The sequence below is a fragment of the Streptomyces sp. S186 genome (genome assembly GCF_051603415.1).
Classification (GTDB): Bacteria; Actinomycetota; Actinomycetes; order Streptomycetales; family Streptomycetaceae; genus Streptomyces.
The window spans coordinates 201189-218474 of sequence record NZ_CP193932.1 but is presented as its reverse complement, the minus strand read 5'-3'; the positions used below and the strand labels follow the sequence as shown (position 1 = coordinate 218474).

The 17286-nt window shown below is 72.5% G+C and carries 17 protein-coding genes; 7 read left to right on the top strand and 10 right to left on the bottom strand.

What is annotated here, in order from left to right; translation table 11 throughout:
* Both ACRAS8_RS00965 and ACRAS8_RS00960 read left to right on the top strand, forming a co-directional pair.
* Nucleotides 1-807 (top strand): oxidoreductase, encoded by an 807-nt coding sequence (locus ACRAS8_RS00965; protein ID WP_438483806.1) that lies wholly within the window; start codon nt 1-3, stop codon nt 805-807.
* Entirely contained in the window at nt 804-2186 is a 1383-nt protein-coding gene (locus ACRAS8_RS00960; protein ID WP_438483805.1) for a Ni/Fe hydrogenase subunit alpha, read from the top strand. The genes ACRAS8_RS00965 and ACRAS8_RS00960 overlap by 4 nt, the downstream gene beginning before the upstream one ends.
* A gap of 25 nt (nt 2187-2211) precedes the next feature.
* Here ACRAS8_RS00960 and ACRAS8_RS00955 read toward each other — a convergent pair whose 3' ends face one another.
* On the bottom strand, nt 2212-2619 hold the full coding sequence (locus tag ACRAS8_RS00955; RefSeq protein WP_438483804.1) for an ArsR/SmtB family transcription factor: 408 nt from the start codon (nt 2617-2619) through the stop codon (nt 2212-2214).
* A gap of 105 nt (nt 2620-2724) precedes the next feature.
* Between ACRAS8_RS00955 and ACRAS8_RS00950 the strand changes: the two genes are divergently transcribed.
* Complete coding sequence (locus tag ACRAS8_RS00950; protein ID WP_438483803.1) at nt 2725-4716, top strand: heavy metal translocating P-type ATPase; 1992 nt, start codon at nt 2725-2727, stop codon at nt 4714-4716.
* 69 nt (nt 4717-4785) lie between these two features.
* Here ACRAS8_RS00950 and ACRAS8_RS00945 read toward each other — a convergent pair whose 3' ends face one another.
* Nucleotides 4786-5676 (bottom strand): universal stress protein, encoded by an 891-nt coding sequence (locus ACRAS8_RS00945; RefSeq protein WP_438483802.1) that lies wholly within the window; start codon nt 5674-5676, stop codon nt 4786-4788.
* 200 nt (nt 5677-5876) lie between these two features.
* On the opposite strand from ACRAS8_RS00945, the gene ACRAS8_RS00940 reads away from it, so the two are divergent.
* The gene (locus tag ACRAS8_RS00940; protein ID WP_438483801.1) at nt 5877-6338 is read left to right on the top strand and encodes a cyclic nucleotide-binding domain-containing protein; all 462 of its coding nucleotides are present in this window, start codon (nt 5877-5879) and stop codon (nt 6336-6338) included.
* 63 nt (nt 6339-6401) lie between these two features.
* Nucleotides 6402-7394 carry an Acg family FMN-binding oxidoreductase gene (locus ACRAS8_RS00935; RefSeq protein WP_438483800.1) on the top strand — a complete coding sequence of 331 codons (993 nt, stop codon included), beginning with the start codon at nt 6402-6404 and terminating at the stop codon, nt 7392-7394.
* A gap of 26 nt (nt 7395-7420) precedes the next feature.
* Here ACRAS8_RS00935 and ACRAS8_RS00930 read toward each other — a convergent pair whose 3' ends face one another.
* From ACRAS8_RS00930 to ACRAS8_RS00915, 4 genes are all read right to left on the bottom strand, one after another.
* On the bottom strand, nt 7421-8989 hold the full coding sequence (locus tag ACRAS8_RS00930; RefSeq protein ID WP_438483799.1) for an alpha/beta hydrolase: 1569 nt from the start codon (nt 8987-8989) through the stop codon (nt 7421-7423).
* A gap of 160 nt (nt 8990-9149) precedes the next feature.
* Nucleotides 9150-10370, bottom strand: coding sequence for a cytochrome P450 (locus ACRAS8_RS00925; protein ID WP_438483798.1), 1221 nt, complete (start codon nt 10368-10370; stop codon nt 9150-9152).
* An 11-nt stretch (nt 10371-10381) separates the two neighbouring features.
* Complete coding sequence (locus ACRAS8_RS00920; RefSeq protein ID WP_438483797.1) at nt 10382-11758, bottom strand: NAD(P)/FAD-dependent oxidoreductase; 1377 nt, start codon at nt 11756-11758, stop codon at nt 10382-10384.
* Nucleotides 11755-12063, bottom strand: coding sequence for a ferredoxin (locus ACRAS8_RS00915; RefSeq protein WP_438483796.1), 309 nt, complete (start codon nt 12061-12063; stop codon nt 11755-11757). The genes ACRAS8_RS00920 and ACRAS8_RS00915 overlap by 4 nt, the downstream gene beginning before the upstream one ends.
* A gap of 177 nt (nt 12064-12240) precedes the next feature.
* On the opposite strand from ACRAS8_RS00915, the gene ACRAS8_RS00910 reads away from it, so the two are divergent.
* Entirely contained in the window at nt 12241-12906 is a 666-nt protein-coding gene (locus ACRAS8_RS00910) for a TetR/AcrR family transcriptional regulator (protein ID WP_438483795.1), read from the top strand.
* A 115-nt stretch (nt 12907-13021) separates the two neighbouring features.
* Nucleotides 13022-13672 carry a hypothetical protein gene (locus tag ACRAS8_RS00905; protein ID WP_438483794.1) on the top strand — a complete coding sequence of 217 codons (651 nt, stop codon included), beginning with the start codon at nt 13022-13024 and terminating at the stop codon, nt 13670-13672.
* Between the two features lie 36 nt (nt 13673-13708).
* Here the strand turns inward: ACRAS8_RS00905 and ACRAS8_RS00900 are convergent, their stop codons facing one another.
* The 4 genes from ACRAS8_RS00900 to ACRAS8_RS00885 all read right to left on the bottom strand — a co-directional run bounded on the left by ACRAS8_RS00900 (nt 13709) and on the right by ACRAS8_RS00885 (nt 17253).
* Complete coding sequence (locus tag ACRAS8_RS00900; protein ID WP_438483793.1) at nt 13709-15154, bottom strand: caspase family protein; 1446 nt, start codon at nt 15152-15154, stop codon at nt 13709-13711.
* A gap of 38 nt (nt 15155-15192) precedes the next feature.
* Nucleotides 15193-15543, bottom strand: coding sequence for an effector-associated constant component EACC1 (locus ACRAS8_RS00895; RefSeq protein ID WP_438483792.1), 351 nt, complete (start codon nt 15541-15543; stop codon nt 15193-15195).
* 128 nt (nt 15544-15671) lie between these two features.
* Entirely contained in the window at nt 15672-16640 is a 969-nt protein-coding gene (locus ACRAS8_RS00890) for an alpha/beta fold hydrolase (protein ID WP_438483791.1), read from the bottom strand.
* A gap of 124 nt (nt 16641-16764) precedes the next feature.
* Nucleotides 16765-17253, bottom strand: a complete 489-nt coding sequence (locus tag ACRAS8_RS00885; protein ID WP_438483790.1) for a MarR family winged helix-turn-helix transcriptional regulator — start codon at nt 17251-17253, stop codon at nt 16765-16767.
* Between the last annotated feature and the right edge of the window lie 33 nt (nt 17254-17286).

The following is a 17286-nucleotide window of genomic DNA, read 5'->3' as shown; positions in this document are numbered from 1 at the left end:
GTGACGGCGGCCATCCCTGACACCTCCGCGGCCAACCGGCTCCCGGAGCTGGCGGTGTGGAAGTTCGCCTCCTGCGACGGCTGTCAGCTCACCCTGCTCGACTGCGAGGACGAACTCCTCGGCATCGCCGACCGGCTCCGGATCAGCTACTTCCTGGAAGCCTCCAGCGCCCCGGGGCCCGGCCCCTACGACCTCTCCCTGGTCGAGGGTTCGATCACTACACCGCAGGACGCCGAACGGATCCAGCACATCCGTGCCGCCTCCCACCGCCTGGTCACCATCGGCGCCTGCGCCACCGCGGGCGGAGTCCAGGCGCTGCGCAACTACGCCGACGTCGCCGCGTACCAGGCCGTGGTCTACGCCCGGCCCGACTACATCGACACCCTCGCCACCTCCACGCCCATCAGCGCCCACGTCCCCGTCGACTTCGAACTGCGCGGCTGCCCCATCGACCCCGGCCAACTCGTCGAGGTCATCACCGCCCACCTCGCCGGACGCACGCCCGACGTCCCCGCCCACAGCGTGTGCTTCGAGTGCAAGCGCCGCGGCACGGTCTGCGTCACGGTCGCCCACGGCACCCCCTGCCTGGGCCCGGTCACCCACGCCGGATGCGGCGCCCTCTGCCCCGCCTACGACCGCGGCTGCTACGGCTGCTTCGGCCCGTCCGACTCCCTCAACTTCCCGTCGTTCGTCCCGCTGCTGCGGCGCGACGGCATGGACACCCTCGACGTGGTGCGGGTGCTGCGCACGTTCAACACCGGCGCACCTGAATTCGACGCGGAGTCGCGGAAGGAGGCCGAACGGTGACGCACCGGGAAACCAAGGTGCTGCGCGTCGACTCCCTGGCCCGCGTCGAGGGCGAGGGCGCCCTGCACCTCCGGCTCGACGGAGACCGGGTCGCCGAGACGCACCTGAAGATCTACGAACCGCCGCGGTTCTTCGAGGCGTTCCTGCGCGGGCGTGCCCACACCGAGCCGCCCGACCTCACCTCCCGGGTCTGCGGAATCTGCCCCGTCGCCTACCAGATGAGCGCCTGCCGGGCCGTCGAGGACGCCTGCGGTGTCACCGTGGACGGACAGCTGGCGGCCCTGCGCCGGCTGCTCTACTGCGGCGAGTGGATCGAGAGCCAGACACTCCACGTCTACCTCCTGCACGCCCCCGACTTCCTCGGCCACGACAGCATCATCGACCTCGCCCGCACCCACCCCAGGCACGTCGAGCGCGGGCTCGCGCTCAAGCAGACCGGCAACGCGCTCGTCGAACAGCTCGGCGGACGCGCCATCCACCCCGTCAACGTCCGCCTCGGCGGCTTCCACCGCGTCCCCACCAGACGTGAACTGCGCCCCCTGGCGGAGCGGTTGCGGCACGCCCGCGACGCCGCGGAGGCCACCGTGCGCTGGGTGGCCGGCTTCGACTTTCCCGACACCGGCGGCGACCACGACCTCCTCGCGCTGGCCGAACCGGGCAGCTACGCCATCGACTCCGGCACCCCCACCGTCATGCCGGCCCCGAGCACCGCCGGCCTGCCGCCGGACAGCGACCGCGCCCTGTCCACCCACACCTTCCCCGTCCACACCTTCCCCGAGCATGTCGTCGAGACCCAGGTACCGCACTCCACCGCCCTGCACTCACGCCTCGACGGCCGTCGCCACCTGACCGGTACCCTCGCCCGCTACGCCATCAGCGGCCGCTGGCTGCCCCCCGACGTGCTCCGCACCGCACGCGAGGCCGGCCTCGGCGACCCCCGCGAGGGCGCCGTGTGCCGCAACCCCTTCCGCAGCATCGTCGTCCGCGCCGTCGAGGTGCTCTACGCCGTCGACGAGGCGCTGCGCCTGATCGGCGCCTACGAGCCCCCGCCCCGCCCCCACCTCGACGTCCCGCCGCGCGCGGCCACCGGTCACGGCGCCACCGAGGCCCCCCGCGGCCTGCTCTACCACCGCTACACCCTCGATGCGGACGGGACCGTCACCGACGCCTCCCTGGTCCCGCCCACCGCCCAGAACCAGGCCGCGATCGAACACGACCTGCGACGGGCCGTACAGCACCGCCTGGACGCGGCCGGCCCGGCCACCGACGCCGAGCTGACCGCCCTGTGCGAACGAGTCATCCGCAGCCACGACCCGTGCATCTCCTGCTCCACCCACTTCCTCGACCTGACCGTCGAGCGGGCCCGGACACGGGCCTGAATCCGGACTCGGTGAACTCGGGCGTTCAGGTGCGCGGGCCGGTCACTGCCTCGGGGTCCGGTTCGGTGGCGGCGGGGGCGGCGGCGTCGCTCAGGCCGAGGCGGAGGTGTTCGACGTGGTAGAGGGCCTGGTCCAGGAGTTCGCAGACGTGGTTGTCGTAGAGGGAGTAGACCACCGAGCGGCCCTTGCGGGTGCCGACGACGAGGTCGAGGTTGCGCAGCAGGCGGAGTTGGTGCGAGCAGGCGGACTGTTCCATGCCGACCTCGGCGGCCAGCTCGGTCGCCGGCAGCGGCCCCTCGCGCAGGCGGTCGAGGATCAGCAGCCGCGACGGCGTGGCCAGTGCCTGGAGGGTGGTGGCGACTTTCGCCGCGTTGTCCGCCGTCAGGCGGGTGCGCGGGACGCGGCTGGCGGGGGGTGCGGCTCCATGACCCATGCGGTCATCGTACGCGCGGGTGAATGCATGAACTATTGTTCATGCATTCCTGTATGGTGAGGAGGTTGGATGCCGTCCGCCTGTCTGCGTAAGGACCTCGCTTCGATGTCTCCCCTGTCTTCCACTCTCACGCGCTCGGACCCCACCGGCGGAGCCACCGTGCACGGCATCGTGGCGCCCAGGCGTCGTACGCGGATCTTCGCGCTGCCTGAAGTACGCTGGGCCGCCGCGGCGTTGGGGCTCTTCCTGGCCGGCCTGCCGCTGTATCTGCTGGGTGCGCCGGCATGGTCCTGGGGTGCGCTGTTCGCCCTGACCTACGCCACCGGCGGCTGGGATCCGGGCTGGGCGGGACTGCGGGTGCTCAAGGACAAGACGCTGGACGTGGATCTGCTCATGGTCGTCGCGGCACTGGGTGCGGCCGCGATCGGGCAGGTACTCGACGGTGCGCTGCTCATCGTCATCTTCGCCACCAGCGGCGCCCTGGAGGCGGTCGCCACCGCACGGACCGCGGACTCGGTCCGCGGCCTGCTCGACCTCGCACCCACGACCGCGGCCCGCCTGGGCGACGACGGCGCCGAGGAGACGGTCCCCACCGAGCAGCTGCGCGTGGGCGACATCGTCCTGGTGCGGCCCGGAGAACGGATCGGCGCCGACGGCCGGGTGCTGGACGGCGCGAGCGAGGTGGATCAGGCGACCATCACCGGTGAGCCCCTGCCGGTGGTCAAGGAGAGCGGGGACGAGGTGTTCGCCGGCACCCTCAACGGCACGGGTGCGTTGCGGGTGAAGGTCGAGCGCGATCCGTCGGACTCGGTGCTCGCCCGGATCGTGGCCATGGTCGAGGAAGCCTCCGAGACCAAGGCGCCGACCCAGCTGTTCATCGAGAAGGTCGAGCAGCGGTACTCGATCGGTATGGTCGCTGCGACGGTGGCGCTGTTCGTCCTGCCGCTGCTGTTCGGCGCCGCGCTGCAGCCCACCCTGCTGCGGGCCATGACCTTCATGATCGTGGCTTCCCCGTGTGCGGTGGTGCTGGCCACCATGCCGCCGCTGCTGTCGGCCATCGCCAACGCCGGGCGCCATGGCGTGCTGGTCAAGTCCGCCGTCGTGATGGAACGGCTCGGCCAGATCGACGCGGTCGCGCTGGACAAGACAGGCACCCTGACCGAGGGCACCCCGCGCGTCACCGACATCCGGCCGCTGGCCGGTTCCGGCCTGGACGAGGAGCAGCTGCTGCGGCTGGCGGCGGCGGCCGAGCACCCCAGCGAACACCCGCTGGCCCGCGCCATCGTGGACGCCGCCCGCAGCCGGGGCCTGGACGTCCCCGTGGCGTCGGACTTCACCTCCGCCCCGGGTACCGGCGTGACCGCCACCGTCGAGGGCAGGACGGTCACGGTCGGCCGCCCCGCACGCCTGCGCGGCGGCCGCACCGCCCACCCGGCCGCCGCGGTGGCCGCCCGCCTGGAGGAGGAGGGCCGCACCGCCGTCCTGGTCGGGAGCGGACAGACCCCGGTCGGGGTCCTGGGCATCGCCGACCGCCTCCGCGAAGAGGCCGCCGCCACCGTCGCCTCCCTGACCGCCCTCACCGGCCGCACACCGGTGCTGATCACCGGCGACAACCCGCGCGCCGCCGCCCGCCTGGCCGACGAGGTCGGCATCGGCGACGTCCGCGCAGGACTGCTGCCGCAGGACAAGGTCACCGCCGTCAAGGAGCTGGCGCGGGCCGGGCGCAGGGTGCTGGTGGTCGGCGACGGCGTCAACGACGCCCCGGCCCTGGCCGCCGCGCACACCGGGATCGCCATGGGCCGCGCCGGCTCCGACCTCGCCCTGGAAACCGCCGACGCCGTGGTGGTCCGCGACGAACTGGCCACCCTCCCCACCCTCGTCCAACTCTCCCGCCGCGCCCGCCAGTTGGTCGTACAGAACCTGACCATCGCCGCGACCTTCATCACCGGGCTGGTCCTCTGGGACCTCACCGGTACGCTCCCGCTGCCCCTCGGCGTCGCGGGCCACGAAGGCTCCACCGTCATCGTCGGCCTCAACGGCCTGCGCCTTCTGGCGGAAACCGCCTGGCGCCGCGCCCCGAACCGCAACGGCCGGTGAGCTGCCGCAGCCGCACGGTCCATCGCCGGGGCGGTCCGGCGATGCCGTACGAGCCCCGGCCGGAGGAGATCACGCAATCCGCGGCACGACCGCGACCGGACAGCGCGAATGGTGCAGCACGGCGAGCACGGACGGCCCGAGGGGCATCGGCGCACGCCGGACACGGCGCCCGATGACCAGCAGCCCGGCCCGGGAACAGGCTGCCAGCAGCACGGGAACGGCCCTGCCGTCCACCAGCTGCTCGATCACCTCGACATCGGGAAACTTCTCCCGCCACGGCGCGACGCTCGCGGAGAGCAGCTCCCCCTCGTCCGCCGCACCTTCGCTCGTGTCGAGTGCGTGGGCGGCGTCGGTGCGGGGCGCCCGGGCGCGTACGGCGCGCAGGTCCGCGCGGTGTGCCGAGGCCGTCGTGAACGCGTAGTCGAGCACGGCGTCCCCTTCGGCGCCCGTCTCCTGGACACCGACGACGACCTCGGGACCGGGACCGACGGACGACTCCTCCTCGCGGACGGTGACCACCGGGCACTCGGCACGCCCCAGGACCCGCAGGCTCACCGAGCCCAACAGGAAACCCGAGACCCGCTCATGGCCGCGTGATCCGAGCACCAGGACGGTCGCCGTACCGCTGCGTTCCGCCAGGGCGTCGGCGGCTTCCTCGTCCACCTGCTCCGCCGTCACCGCGATCCCGGGGTGACGGTCCCTGACCATGGCTTCGGCCCGGCCGAGCGCCTCGGCTCCGTATCCGCGCCGTTCCGCCTCCGCCGGTACGCAGGAGGCCGGCCACGGCTGGGAGACCCAGGAATGCAGGAGGTGGAGCGGAAGGCCGCGGACCGCTGCCTCCTCGGCACCCCAGCGCACCGCCGGCACGCTGTTGCCGGTGCCGTCCAGCCCGACCAGGACCGAGCCGCCCAGGGCCGCCGGGCATGGGACGACGAGCTGGTCACCGATGTGTGCCTGCACCGACCTCAACTCCTCAGCATCCCTTGGCCGACCGGTCCTTGTGCCGAATCCCTGTGCCGAACGTGTCACAGGGAAGGCCCGGCGGGTTATGGGGCGAGTCGCCCGGATGAAGGGCCGTCCGGCCCATGGGAAAGGGACCGACCGGGACTCGTCCGCACCGCCTCGGGCGCGCTCCACTGAAGGTGACGAGGAGGACCGCCATGGCCAGTACGCCCCTGCTCCAGCGGCTCCCCCTCAACGGCCGGGAACGCCTGCTGGCCTTCGCCCACGAGGTGACCTTCGCGCAGGACACCCGCATCTTCGAGGAGGGCGGGGCCGCCGACCACTTCTGGATCATCCGCACCGGTTCGGTGGACCTCGACGTCCGCCTGCCGGGCCGGCGCCCGGCGGTCGTCGACGTGCTCGGCCCGGGGGATCTGCTGGGGTGGTCCTGGCTGGTGCCGCCGTACCGCTGGCGGATGGGCGCGTCGGCGTTCACCCTCGTGCGGGCCCACGAGTTCGACGCCACCGCGGTACGCGCGCTGTGCCAGGCGGACCCGGTCCTGGGGCTGGCCGTCACCGGTCAGGTTCTCGACGTCGTCGCCCGTCGGCTGCTGGCCACCCGGCACCGGCTGGTCGACCTGGGCGGCGCGGGCGCGAATCCCCGGCCCGCACCACCATGAACTGCTGATTTCACCGTTCGCGCGCCGACCGGGCGCGCGGTCCGATCCGCCCGGGAGGCCCCGGTGCTCACCCACCCCACCCTCGACGACACCGCCGTCAAGTCCCTTGTCGCCGACGCCACCACCGCGCCCTCGATGCACAACGCCCAACCGTGGCACTTCGACTACTCCCGGGCGTCGCGCACCATACTGCTCTCCGCCGACCTGGATCGCGCGATGCCGCTGGCCGACCCCACCACACGGGGACTCCACCTCGGTTGCGGCGCGGCCCTGCTCAACCTCCGTGCCGCCGCCGCCCACACCGGCCACCGCACGGTCACCACCCTGCTTCCGGAGCCCCACACCCCCACGCTCCTGGCCTCGGTACGGCTCGACGTACCGCACGAGCCGTTGGACGTGGCCCTCTCCGCCCTCCACTCCGCCATCGCCGTCCGGCACACCAGCCGCCACCCCTTCACCGAGCGGCGCATTCCGGACAGCCTCCGTGCCGCCCTGGTCGAGGCCGCGGCCAGGGAAGGCGCCCGCCTGGCGTTCCTGACCACTCCCCACCGCGAGGCGGTGCTCGACCTCATCCTGCACGCCGAGGGCTACGACCGCATGGACGACGGCCGCGAAGCCGAACAGCGCGGCTGGACCCGGGACACCCGCACCGAATCGCCGGTCGACGGGATTCCGGACCACGCCTTCGGCCCCGCGAAACGCTCCGGCACCGCCCCCGTGCGGGACTTCGCCGGGCGGCGCCCCGTCCCCGGCCGCGCCTACGCCGACTTCGAGAAACGGCCGCAACTGGCCACCCTCAGCACCACCCACGACGGACCAGCTGACTGGCTCCGTGCCGGCCAGGCACTGGAACGCGTGCTGCTCCTGGCCACCCGGCAGGGGCTCGCCAGTTCCTTCGCCACTCAGCCCCTGGAATGGCCCGACCTGCGCTGGCTGCTGCGCGACCCGCTCTCCGGCCGAGGCCATGTCCAGATGATTCTCCGCCTCGGCTACGGCCCCGACGGACCGCGCACCCCGCGCCGACCGGTGGACGAGGTCCTGACGATCACCTCGTGAGCGGGCGGCGGGCGCGTCGGGCCCGGTCACGCTCCGCCGGCCGGCCTGGGCACCGGGAGCGGGTTGGCGGCGCACGTGGTGTCGGTGCGCGGCATGGTTCCGTTGACGAGGTAGCCCTCGACCAGGTTGTCGACGCAGGCGTTGTGGTTCTGGAACTGCCCGTGGTCGCCGCCGCCGGCGACCGTCACCAGGCGCGAGGTCGGCAGCGCCCGGTGGTCGCGCAGCGCGCCCTCGTAGTAAGTGGCCGGGTCGTGGGTGGAGTTCAGCATGAGAATGGGCGGCAGGTTGCGCCCGGTGATGTGGCGGCGCGGTGCGGTGGAGCGCGGCCAGGCGGCGCAGACCGCGGTGTAGGTCAACGAGCGGGCGCCCACCAGCGGGTAGTCGCGCGTTACCCGGTCGCTCTGGGCGATCCAGTAGGCGGCGCTGCCGTTCCAGGGAGTGTCGTTGCAGGTGACGGAGAAGAAGTCCGCCACGAAGCCGGCGTCCATGGGGTGTGCCAGTGCCTTGGCGAGGGACTGCCTGGCCGCGGGTGGTGCGGTATCGGGGTGTTCCAGCACGGTCAGGGCGGCGGCGAGGTTCTCGAAGCCCGGGTCGGCCCGGTAGATGGCGCTGCCGGTGAGGGCGTCCAGGTGGTCGGGGGTGATGGTGGTCCCGTCGAGGACGAGCGGGTGTGCGTGCAGCCTGGCGCGCAGAGCCTCGAAGGATGCCCTGGCCTGGGAGGGCGTGCGGCCTTGGTGGTAGACGCCGTCGTTCTTCGCCAGCCACGGGAGGAAGTCCTGGTCGAATCGGCGTTGGAAGCTGAACGGTTGGGATTCCATGAAGGACTGCCAGGTGCGGGTGAAGTCGATGTTGCTGTCGAGGACCATGCGTGTCACGCGACGGGGGAACTCGGTCGCGTAGGAGGCGCCGAGGACGGTGGCGTAGGACGGGCCGTAGTAGGAGATGGTGTCCGCTCCGAGGAGGGAGCGGTACAGGTCCATGTCGTGGACGGCCTGCTCGGTGGTGATGTAGGGCAGCAGGTCGTTCGAGCGGCGCCGGCAGTCGCGGACGAAGGCGCGTGCCTGGGCGAAGGTCCTGCGGATGGCGTCGGCGGAGCGGTCGCGTTTGTCGCCGGTGAAGTAGGCGTCGATGGTCGACTGGTCGGCGCAGGTGACCTTGGTGCTGTTGCCGACGCCGCGCTGGTCGAAGCTGACGATGTCGTAGGCGGCGGCGAGGCCGGGAGCGTAGGCGGCCAGGCCCGCGGGCCGCTTGAGACCGGAGGCGCCGGGGCCGCCGGCGGCCATCATCAGCACCCCGCGCCGCCTGGCGGGGTCGGTCGCCCGGTGCCGGGAGACCGCCACGGTCAGGCTGGGGCCCTGTGCCGGATGGTGCCAGTCCCGCGGCACGGACATGGCCGCGCACTCCAGCGCACCGGAGGCACAGGGCTGCCAGTCGAGATGCTGGTTCAGGTAGCGCGCCGGCGTGCGCACGGTGCCTGGCCGGGGCGCGGCTGCGGCCGTGGCACTGCTCGCCCCGGCGACGGGAACGGCTCCTGCCGTGAGGAGCACGGATGCGGCGACGGCCGCCCAGCGCGTGGACTTCCCGGATATGGACATCGGTTCCCCCTTGAGGAATAGCGGTGCCCTTGATACTGGTTGGCCCGCGCCCGGCGCTCAATGAAACCAACTGCCGAATCCGGGGTGGCACCAGTGCCACCCCCCGCACCCACCACGGGTGCAGGGGCGCTGGCCTCTCTCCACCGCGTGCGGTGCGCCGTCACCGCTCCCGTGGATCCGGCAGCAGTCGTGCGAAGGCGACCGGGAGCCGTTCCGGGCCGCGCAGGATGGCGTTCTCCCGGTACGGCGGCGGATTGGCGACCAGGTGGGGGGAGTCCAGGCGGCGGGCGAGCGCGGTCAGTGCGATCTGTGCCTCGGCGCGGGCGAGGGCGGCCCCGATGCAGTAGTGGATGCCGCCGCCGAAGCCGAGGTGGGCATTGTCGGCGCGGTCGGGCAGGAACCGTTCGGGATCGGTGAAACACCGCGGATCGCGGTTGCCTGCGGCCAGCAGCAGACGGATGCGCGCCCCCTTGGGGATGGTCGTCCCGGCGATGTCGATGTCTGCCAGGGTGCTGCGGCCGGACATCTGCACCGGCGGGTCGTACCGCAACACCTCCTCCACCAGCGGTGTGACCAGATCGGGGTCGGCGCGCAGCCGGGCGAGGAGGCCGGGGTCGCGCAGCAGGGCGAGGGTCCCGTTGGCGATGAGGTTGACGGTCGTCTCATGGCCGGCGATGAGCAGCAGGCCCAGTGTGACGCGGAGGTCGATGGCGTCCATGGGCCCGTCCGGGCTCTGGCCGTTCATCAGGCCGGCCAGCAGATCGCCGCCGCCGTCGGCATCGTGCCGCGCGATCAGTCCCTCCAGGTACTCCGCCAACTCGACGCGCGTTTGCTGGAGTTCGCGGAGCTCCTCCTCGGTCTGGGTCTCGACCGGGTCCAGGCCGCGGGTCAGCCGGCGGGCCAGGCCGCCGAAGAGGCGCTCGTCCTCGCGCGGTACGCCGAGCAGTTCGCAGATGATGGTGACCGGCAGCGGGTAGGCGAGGTCGCCGACCACGTCCAGCTGCCCGGGCCCTTCGCTGGTGTGCGCGTCCAGCAGACCGGTGACGAGGGCGTCGATGTGGTCGCGCATGCCCATGATGCGCGGGACGAACTGCCGGGTCACCGCCTGGCGCAGCTTGTCGTGACGGGGCGGGTCCGCTATCAGCAGGCTCTTGCGGATCGGCTGCTGTTGCGGATTGAGGCGGTCGGCGCTGATGCGGGGGTCGCGGAGCAGCAGACTGATCTCACGGTGGCCGGTCGCCAGCCAGGACCCGTCGGCGAGCCGTACGACCGGCTGCTGGAGCAACTGCTCGTACAGGGGATAGGGGTTGGCACGGTTCTCGTACCGGAGGGCGTGGGCGAACAGCTCCGAGGCGGAGTGCTGTGGGACGGCCGAGGTCATGGTGGGCTCCCTCACTCGTGTGCGGCCAGGGCGGACGGCGTGGACGGAGTGGACGGCGCGGGCGGGCGCCCCGGTGCCCGGCAGGTGGGCAGGGCGGTCGCGACGGGGCCTGACTGGGGAAACGCGGCATCGAGGGGTTCGAGCCGGTCGGGGCCGTCGGTGGCGTTGAGCACCGGCGGGAAGGGTGCCCCGGCCTCGATGAGGGCCGCGTATCCGTCGAGGACGCGGGGCGAGTCCACCGCCACGACGGCGACCAGGCGTCCGCGGGACCCGTAGGCGGCGACGAACTGCCGCTGATCGAGGGCGCCTTGGGTGACCACGACCTGGTCCGCGAGGGCGGGCAGGCCGACGCACTTGAGGTTCCTCCCGAACTGGTTGGACCAGAACGCCGGCAGCGGCCGGTGGCCTCGGTGGGCCTGCGATGGGCGGGTCATGTTGTGGGCGGCGGTACGTGCCTGGGCGACGGCGTTGTCCCAGTGGTCCAGGCGCAGCAACTGCCCCGGGTAGAGCGGGTGCGGCCAGCGGGCGACGTCGCCGGCGACGAAGACGTCCGGCAGCGGTGTCCCGCCCTGGGCCAGGGCCCGGCAGGACGCGTCACAGGTCACGCCGCGGTCGTCGGCGGCCAGTCCGGAGCCGGCCAGCCACTCGGTGTTGGCCAGGGCACCCGCGGCGACGACGGCCACATCGGTGGTCACGGTCGTGCCGTCGGAGAGGACTGCGCGCCGCAGTCGTCCGTCGGCGTCGCCCTCCAGGGCGCTGACGGTGGTGCCGAGCCGCAGGTCCACGCCCGCGTCGCGGTACCAGCGGGCCGCGGCGCCGCCGATCACCCCGCCCAGCGCGCTCGCCAGCGGGGCGCCACTGCGCTGGGTCACCGTCACGTCGAGGCCCAGGTCGCAGCAGACCGAGGCGACCTCGCCGCCGGTGAAGCCGGCGCCGATGACCAGCACCCGGCCCGGCCCGGCGGCCAGCGCCGCCCGCAGCCGGTCCGCGTCGTCACGGGACCGCAGCAGATGCACACCGTGCAGGGCACCGCCCCGCTCCTCGGGCCAGGGGCGGGACCGGGTGCCGGTGGCGATCAGCAGCCGGTCGTACGCCACCTGCCGTCCGTCGGCCAGCGCCACCCGGCGGGCCCGCGGGTCCAGTCCGGCCGCGCGGGTGCCGAGCAGCCATCGGGCGCCGATGTCGCGCACCCGGGGCAGCTCGATCCGACCGGTGGACAGCCGGCCGGACAGCACCGCCTTGGACAGCGGCGGACGGTCGTAGGGCGCGTACGGCTCGTCGCCGACGAGGGTGAGCTCGCCGGTGAATCCCTCGTCCCGCAGTGCCTCGGCGGCACGCAGTCCGGCCAGGGACGCGCCGACCACGACGATGCGCTCGGGGGCGGTCATCGCACACCCTCCGGCGCCCGGGGAGCGGGCTCGGTGGCTCTGCCCAGGGTGATGGCCTGTACGGGGCAGGCCGCAGCGGCCCGCTCGACCTCCCGGCGGGCGCCGGGGGCGGGGGCGTAGTCGTACTCCAGGGCCTCCTCGCCGTGGAACCGGAAGACGGTCGGCGCGGCGTAGACGCACTGCCCGTAGCTCTGGCAGCGGTTCAGGTCCACGACCAGTCGGAGCCCATCCGGCGGTGAAGCGGCGGGATCGGTGGCGTCGGCGACTGCGCCCGTGTCGGGGAAATCAGTGGATCCGGGGAGCATCTCTGCGTTCTCCTCCCAGGTCAGTGGGGTGTGGCGGCGCTCGCGGCGATCGACGGCGGACCGGATGCGGCCCCGCACTTCCGATCGCAACCATCATTCAAATAGCGACCGCTATCCAGACTGTACACGCTATCCAGACATTGACATAGCAGTCACTATGCGAATAGCTTCTTCAATATGAGTGCCGAGCAGAACGAACCCGTACGCCAGCGCCTGACCCGCGCCGAGGCCAAGGCCCGCACCCGCCGGCTCCTGCTGGACGCCGCGGCCCGGGTCTTCGCGCGCAAGGGGTTCGCCGGGGCTTCGGTGGAGGAGATCGCCGAGTCCGCCGGCTTCTCCATCGGTGCCCTGTATTCCAACTTCGGCGGCAAGGAGGCGCTCTTCCTGGAACTGATGGCGGAACGCGGACTGGGACGGGTCGCCGAAGCCGCCCAGACCCTCGACCGGCACGAGGCCGGCACCGGAGAGGCCGCCGCCGAGCTGGGGCGTCTCCTGGTCCACGTCGCCGACAAGGACACCGACTTCGCCCCGCTCCAGGCCGAGTTCTGGCTCTACGCGGTACGCAATCCGCACGTCCTCGACACCATGGCCGCCGCGCTCCGCGAACCACGCCAGGCACTGGAGGGACTGATCGACACCTGGCTCACCGAGCAGGGCACCCCGGGCGACGTCCCCGCCGAATCCGTGGCCACGGTGGTGGCCGCGCTGTTCCAGGGGCTGGTGCGCCTGCGGCGCGTCGATCCCGACAGCGTGCCCGAAGAGCTCTTCGGCCAGGCACTTGTCTGGCTGTTCGCCGGCATCCGCTCCGGCGCCACCCCGCCAGGCAGTACGGACCACAGCTGACACGTCACCGGAGCGCCTCGCCCGACTCCCCTCCGGTCACACCTGAGGGCCGGTCGCATGAGGGCTGGCCGCACGCGAGGTTGCTCGCCCCTCCCATCTGCCGGAAGCAGCCGTCATGACTCCGCACGTACCGAAGCGCAACCCCACCGGGAACGTCCGCAAGATCTACGCCGTGGCCGGCATCGTCCTCGCCCTGATGTGGCTGGGCGAGACCAACGAGCCCGCCTGGGCCCACGGACTGCGCACCGTCGTCCTTCTGCTGATCCTCCCGCCGGTCCTGCTGCCCGCCAACCGCCGCCTCACCGCCGCGTTCCACACCGCCAGGCACCCCGCCCGCGCGCTCACCCGACTGATCGCCGCCCGGATCCTGATCGTCACGACGGCCCTGACCGTCAACGCGGTCCTCGGGCACCTGCTGGACCCCCACAGCGACCACCACTTCCGGGCCCTCGCGGTCCGCGTGCTGTGCGTCCTGCTGACCATCCCCCTCCAGGTCCGCGCCGCCCACCGGGCACGAGAACGGGGCGCGCCGCCGTCGACCCGCCCCACGCTGTCCGCACCTCGCCTGATGTGCGCCAAACTGGCGCTGGTTGGCGCCGCCCTGCTGGCCCAACTCCTGCTCGACCCCTACGTCGCCGACGCCCAGTTGGTGATCGCCGCCGCGCTCGCCGTCACCGTCACCGCCTGGGGCCCGAAAATCCACACCAGGCTGCTCACCACTCCGGCCACCCCGGACACCCCGATCCCCGCCCGCGCCATGACGTGAACGGCTCGGGCCGAACGTCGCAGCCGCGCGCCGTCCCTACGGTTCGTCCCACAACGTGGCGGTCAGTTCGAGGTCCGGGCTCGGTGAGCTGCTCTCTCCACCGCCGTCGTGCAGCGGTCCCACCTTGGTGAAGGTCACCTTCGCCACCCGGTTCCCGGTGGTGATCACACACCAGACAAGTCCAGGAGTGATCCTTCTGGCATCGATGGGCTCGGGGAGAGGCGAGCGCCCGGCTGCGGCCCGGCAGCCACCGGCCGTATGCGTATCGGGTGAGGCCAGGCCGACTTTCACCCGCGGGTTGTCGGAGTTGTGCGCGAAGTACCCGTAACAGCCCGAGTAGGCGAGGTCGACGTCCCCGGTGTAGGCCAGGGCATCCGCCGCGATGGTGGTGGTGGCGGGCTTGTCCAGGTCGAGCAGCTGGACCGTGTTCGCCTTGCAACTCGACTGCAGCGTAAGGGTTTTGTCGTGATAACCGCCCTTCTTCGTTGCCGTGGTGCCGGGGTCCGGGTGCGGAGTGGGGGAGGCTGCGGACGCCGGCGGGGGACTGCCGTGGGGAGTGGGTTGCGGCGTGGCGGAGTGGGACGTGCCGCCGTTGCCGAGGGCGCTGTCTGCGGATTCGCCGCCGGCGTGCATCGCCCACACCAACAGGGTCGAAACCAGCGCCGTGACCAGTGCGCCGCCGGCCGCGGCCACCACCACCCGGAGCCGGCCGCGTCTGCGCGCGACCGGGGGCGGAGCGGGCGGCGGCGTGGCGCTGGGGAACGGTGACGGGTGGGGCGGTGGCGGACCGTACGCCCCGGCCGGCGTCCGCATCAGGACCAGCGACCCGGCCGCGCCCGCGGACCAGCGCTGCGGCGGGGGCAGCGCCCGGCCGGTCAGCTCACGGTGCACCGCGACGTACACCTCGTCGAGGGTCAGGGGAGGCGCCGCGGCCAGTGCCTGGAGCAGCGCGCCGGTGAACGCCGTGTGCCTGGCCCCTTCGGGCGCGTGCGCCGGTTCGTTCCTCGTGGTGGAGGTGAGGGTGTACGTGCCCGACCAGTCGAGTTGACCCACGGCGAGGTGGGTCGGCTCGGCCATCGCGGACCCCGCCCGGCCCGAGAAACAACAGTCCACCAGCAGGACCCGCGACGTCGCCCGGGCCTCGCCCACGATCCGCTTGACCAGGTCGATCGGGACGGCGGTGAATCCGGCGTTCGCGGGATCGGTGTGGACGAGCGCGAGGTGTAACAGCCCGTTCCTGTCCAACACACCGTGCCCGGCGTAGTACACCAGCAGCAGGTCGTCGGCCTCCTGGGCCGCCCAACTCAGCGCCGCCCCCACCGTCTTCTGGTCGGCGGGATCGGATACCAGCCGGCAGTGCTCAGGAGCCAGCAGGCCGTGCGCCGGATGCGTCAGCGCCGCCCGCAGCGAGCGGATGTTCGTCTCGACGGCGGGGATGTGGTGCAGCCCGTCGTCCGTGAACCTGCCCGTGCCGATCAGCACGGCCCGACTGGCCCGGCCCTGCGGAGACCATCGTTCGTTCACTTCTCGGGCCCGTCCGGCGGAGTGAGCAGGTCCGCAATCTCGCGGATCACGGCGCGCTCGTCGTGGGCCCGTTTGACGTCGACGCTGATCTTACGGCCGTTCGGGAGTTCGACGGTCAGCGAAACATCGGGACGGCGGCTGGTCAGCCAGGTGCAGAGCGGGGTGATGAGCGCGGCGACACCGCCGGTGCCCAGGACGACGGTGAGGGTGTCCAGTGCCGCGCCCATGTGACCCGGCTGCGGGGGCCTCCGCAGCCATTCCACCCGCCCGCGCAGCCGGTCGTCCGATATCAGCCACTCCTGCAGTGACTGGAGCCGAGCCTCTGCCTCGACCCCTTCGGCCGCCACCGACCACCTTTCACCACCCGAACCCGAACCGGACATCAATTCCCTCCGCCTGAACAGAAGTTGAAGTCTGACTCGGCCATCTTGACACGAGGGGCCGGGCAGCGGACCCGTTTCGCGGCGGCGCGGCCTCAGCCCCGCAGTTCCGTCAGGAACTCGATCAGCGCGGCGTTGACCTCCTCGGGACGCTCCTGCTGGGTCCAGTGGCCGCAGCCCGGCAGCACGATCGGCGCACGGCGCAGGTTGGGCATCAACTCCGGGAGTTTTGCGATGAGTTCCGGCGTACCCGGGAAGGCCGGGACCAGGTCACGGTCGCCGTACAGGTACAGCGCGGGCGTACGGACGACCGCGCCGTGCCAGGCCGCGGTCAGCTCCCAGTTGCGGTCGAGGTTGCGGTACCAGTTCAGGGCGCCGGTGAAGCCCTCGGCGTAGTTCTCGGTCAGCTCGTCCAGGTCCTTCTCGGTAAGCCAGTCCGGCAACACCTCGGGATCGGTCATCTCCGCCAGCCAGCCGCGCGCCGGGTCGGCCACCAGAGCCTGGTCGGGCCGGCCGGCGCCGGCGGCGTCGCCGGACGCGGAGTAGAACATCTTGCGCAGGGCGGTGCGGGTGTCCTCGGCGAACTCGGCGTCGGCGACGCCGGGCCGGTTGAAGTAGTTCCAGTAGAACCGCCCGCCGAACCGTTCCTCCATGGCCACCAGTGGCGGCCGCTCCCCGCGGAACGGCGGCGGCACACTCAGGCCCGCCACCCCGCGCACCACGTCCGGCCGCAGCAACGCGGTGTGCCAGGCCACCGGTGCGCCCCAGTCATGCCCGACGACGAACGCCTGCTGCTCGCCCAGGGCGTGGATCAGCCCGATGACGTCCCCGACGAGATGGAGGATGGTGTACGCGTCCACGTCCTGCGGGTGGTCACTGCGGCCGTATCCGCGCTGGTCGGGGGCGACCACCCGGAACCCGGCGGCGGCGAGCGGGCCGAACTGGTGGCGCCAGGAGTGCCAGGACTCGGGGAAGCCGTGCAGCAGCACGACGAGCGGCCCCTCGCCTTCCTCCGCGATGTGCAGCCGGATGCCGTTCACGTCGATCATGCGATGCTCAATCATGGGGCGAACATACTCCTGCGTGATGCGGCCGAGGCAGTCGATGCGGGGAATCCGGTTCCGGTGAAGCGCGCCCTCCCATGTCGCCCCGCCAGTCCTCCCGTCGGTCTTCCGGTCGGCCCTCCTGTCAGCCCTCGGCGTCCTCCAGGAAGTCCGCGACCCGGAAGAGGGCGGGCAGCGCGGCCCGGACGGCGGCACGGTCGGCCTCGTCCAACGACCCGAGGGCGGCCTCCAGCCGGTTCTCATGGGCGTGGGTCCAGGCATCGAGCTGCTCGCGGCCTGCGTCGGTGAGGGTGACGACGGAGGCCCGGCGGTCCGCGGGATCGACGGCGCGGGCGACCAGCCCGGCGTTGATCATCTGCCCGATGAGGCCGCTGACCGTACTGGCGGCCAGCCGCTGCCGGGACGCCAGATCCCCGATCCGGGCGGGTGAGTGCTCGGCGAGGACCTGGAGCAGCTCGACCTGGGCCATGGGCAGCGTCTCCCATGGATAGTCGGTGCGGATCGAGGCACGCAGCGCCCGGCGCAGGCGTGTGACGGCCTCGGTGAGCCGACGGGAGTCGGTGGTGTCCCCCGGCTGGGAGGCCGGGAGGCGAGAACGGGACTGCGAGGGCATGAACGGCACTCTACCCACGCCACTTCCGCGGGA

Bases quoted from the DNA above. Each gene is read 5' to 3' on its own strand.
- ACRAS8_RS00955 (WP_438483804.1), bottom strand. From the start codon at position 2,619: ATGGGTCATGGAGCCGCACCCCCCGCCAGCCGCGTCCCGCGCACCCGC.
- ACRAS8_RS00950 (WP_438483803.1), top strand. From the start codon at position 2,725: ATGTCTCCCCTGTCTTCCACTCTCACGCGCTCGGACCCCACCGGCGGA.
- ACRAS8_RS00940 (WP_438483801.1), top strand. From the start codon at position 5,877: ATGGCCAGTACGCCCCTGCTCCAGCGGCTCCCCCTCAACGGCCGGGAA.
- ACRAS8_RS00930 (WP_438483799.1), bottom strand. From the start codon at position 8,989: ATGTCCATATCCGGGAAGTCCACGCGCTGGGCGGCCGTCGCCGCATCC.
- ACRAS8_RS00925 (WP_438483798.1), bottom strand. From the start codon at position 10,370: ATGACCTCGGCCGTCCCACAGCACTCCGCCTCGGAGCTGTTCGCCCAC.
- ACRAS8_RS00920 (WP_438483797.1), bottom strand. From the start codon at position 11,758: ATGACCGCCCCCGAGCGCATCGTCGTGGTCGGCGCGTCCCTGGCCGGA.
- ACRAS8_RS00915 (WP_438483796.1), bottom strand. From the start codon at position 12,063: ATGCTCCCCGGATCCACTGATTTCCCCGACACGGGCGCAGTCGCCGAC.
- ACRAS8_RS00910 (WP_438483795.1), top strand. From the start codon at position 12,241: ATGAGTGCCGAGCAGAACGAACCCGTACGCCAGCGCCTGACCCGCGCC.
- ACRAS8_RS00905 (WP_438483794.1), top strand. From the start codon at position 13,022: ATGACTCCGCACGTACCGAAGCGCAACCCCACCGGGAACGTCCGCAAG.
- ACRAS8_RS00890 (WP_438483791.1), bottom strand. From the start codon at position 16,640: ATGATTGAGCATCGCATGATCGACGTGAACGGCATCCGGCTGCACATC.
- ACRAS8_RS00885 (WP_438483790.1), bottom strand. From the start codon at position 17,253: ATGCCCTCGCAGTCCCGTTCTCGCCTCCCGGCCTCCCAGCCGGGGGAC.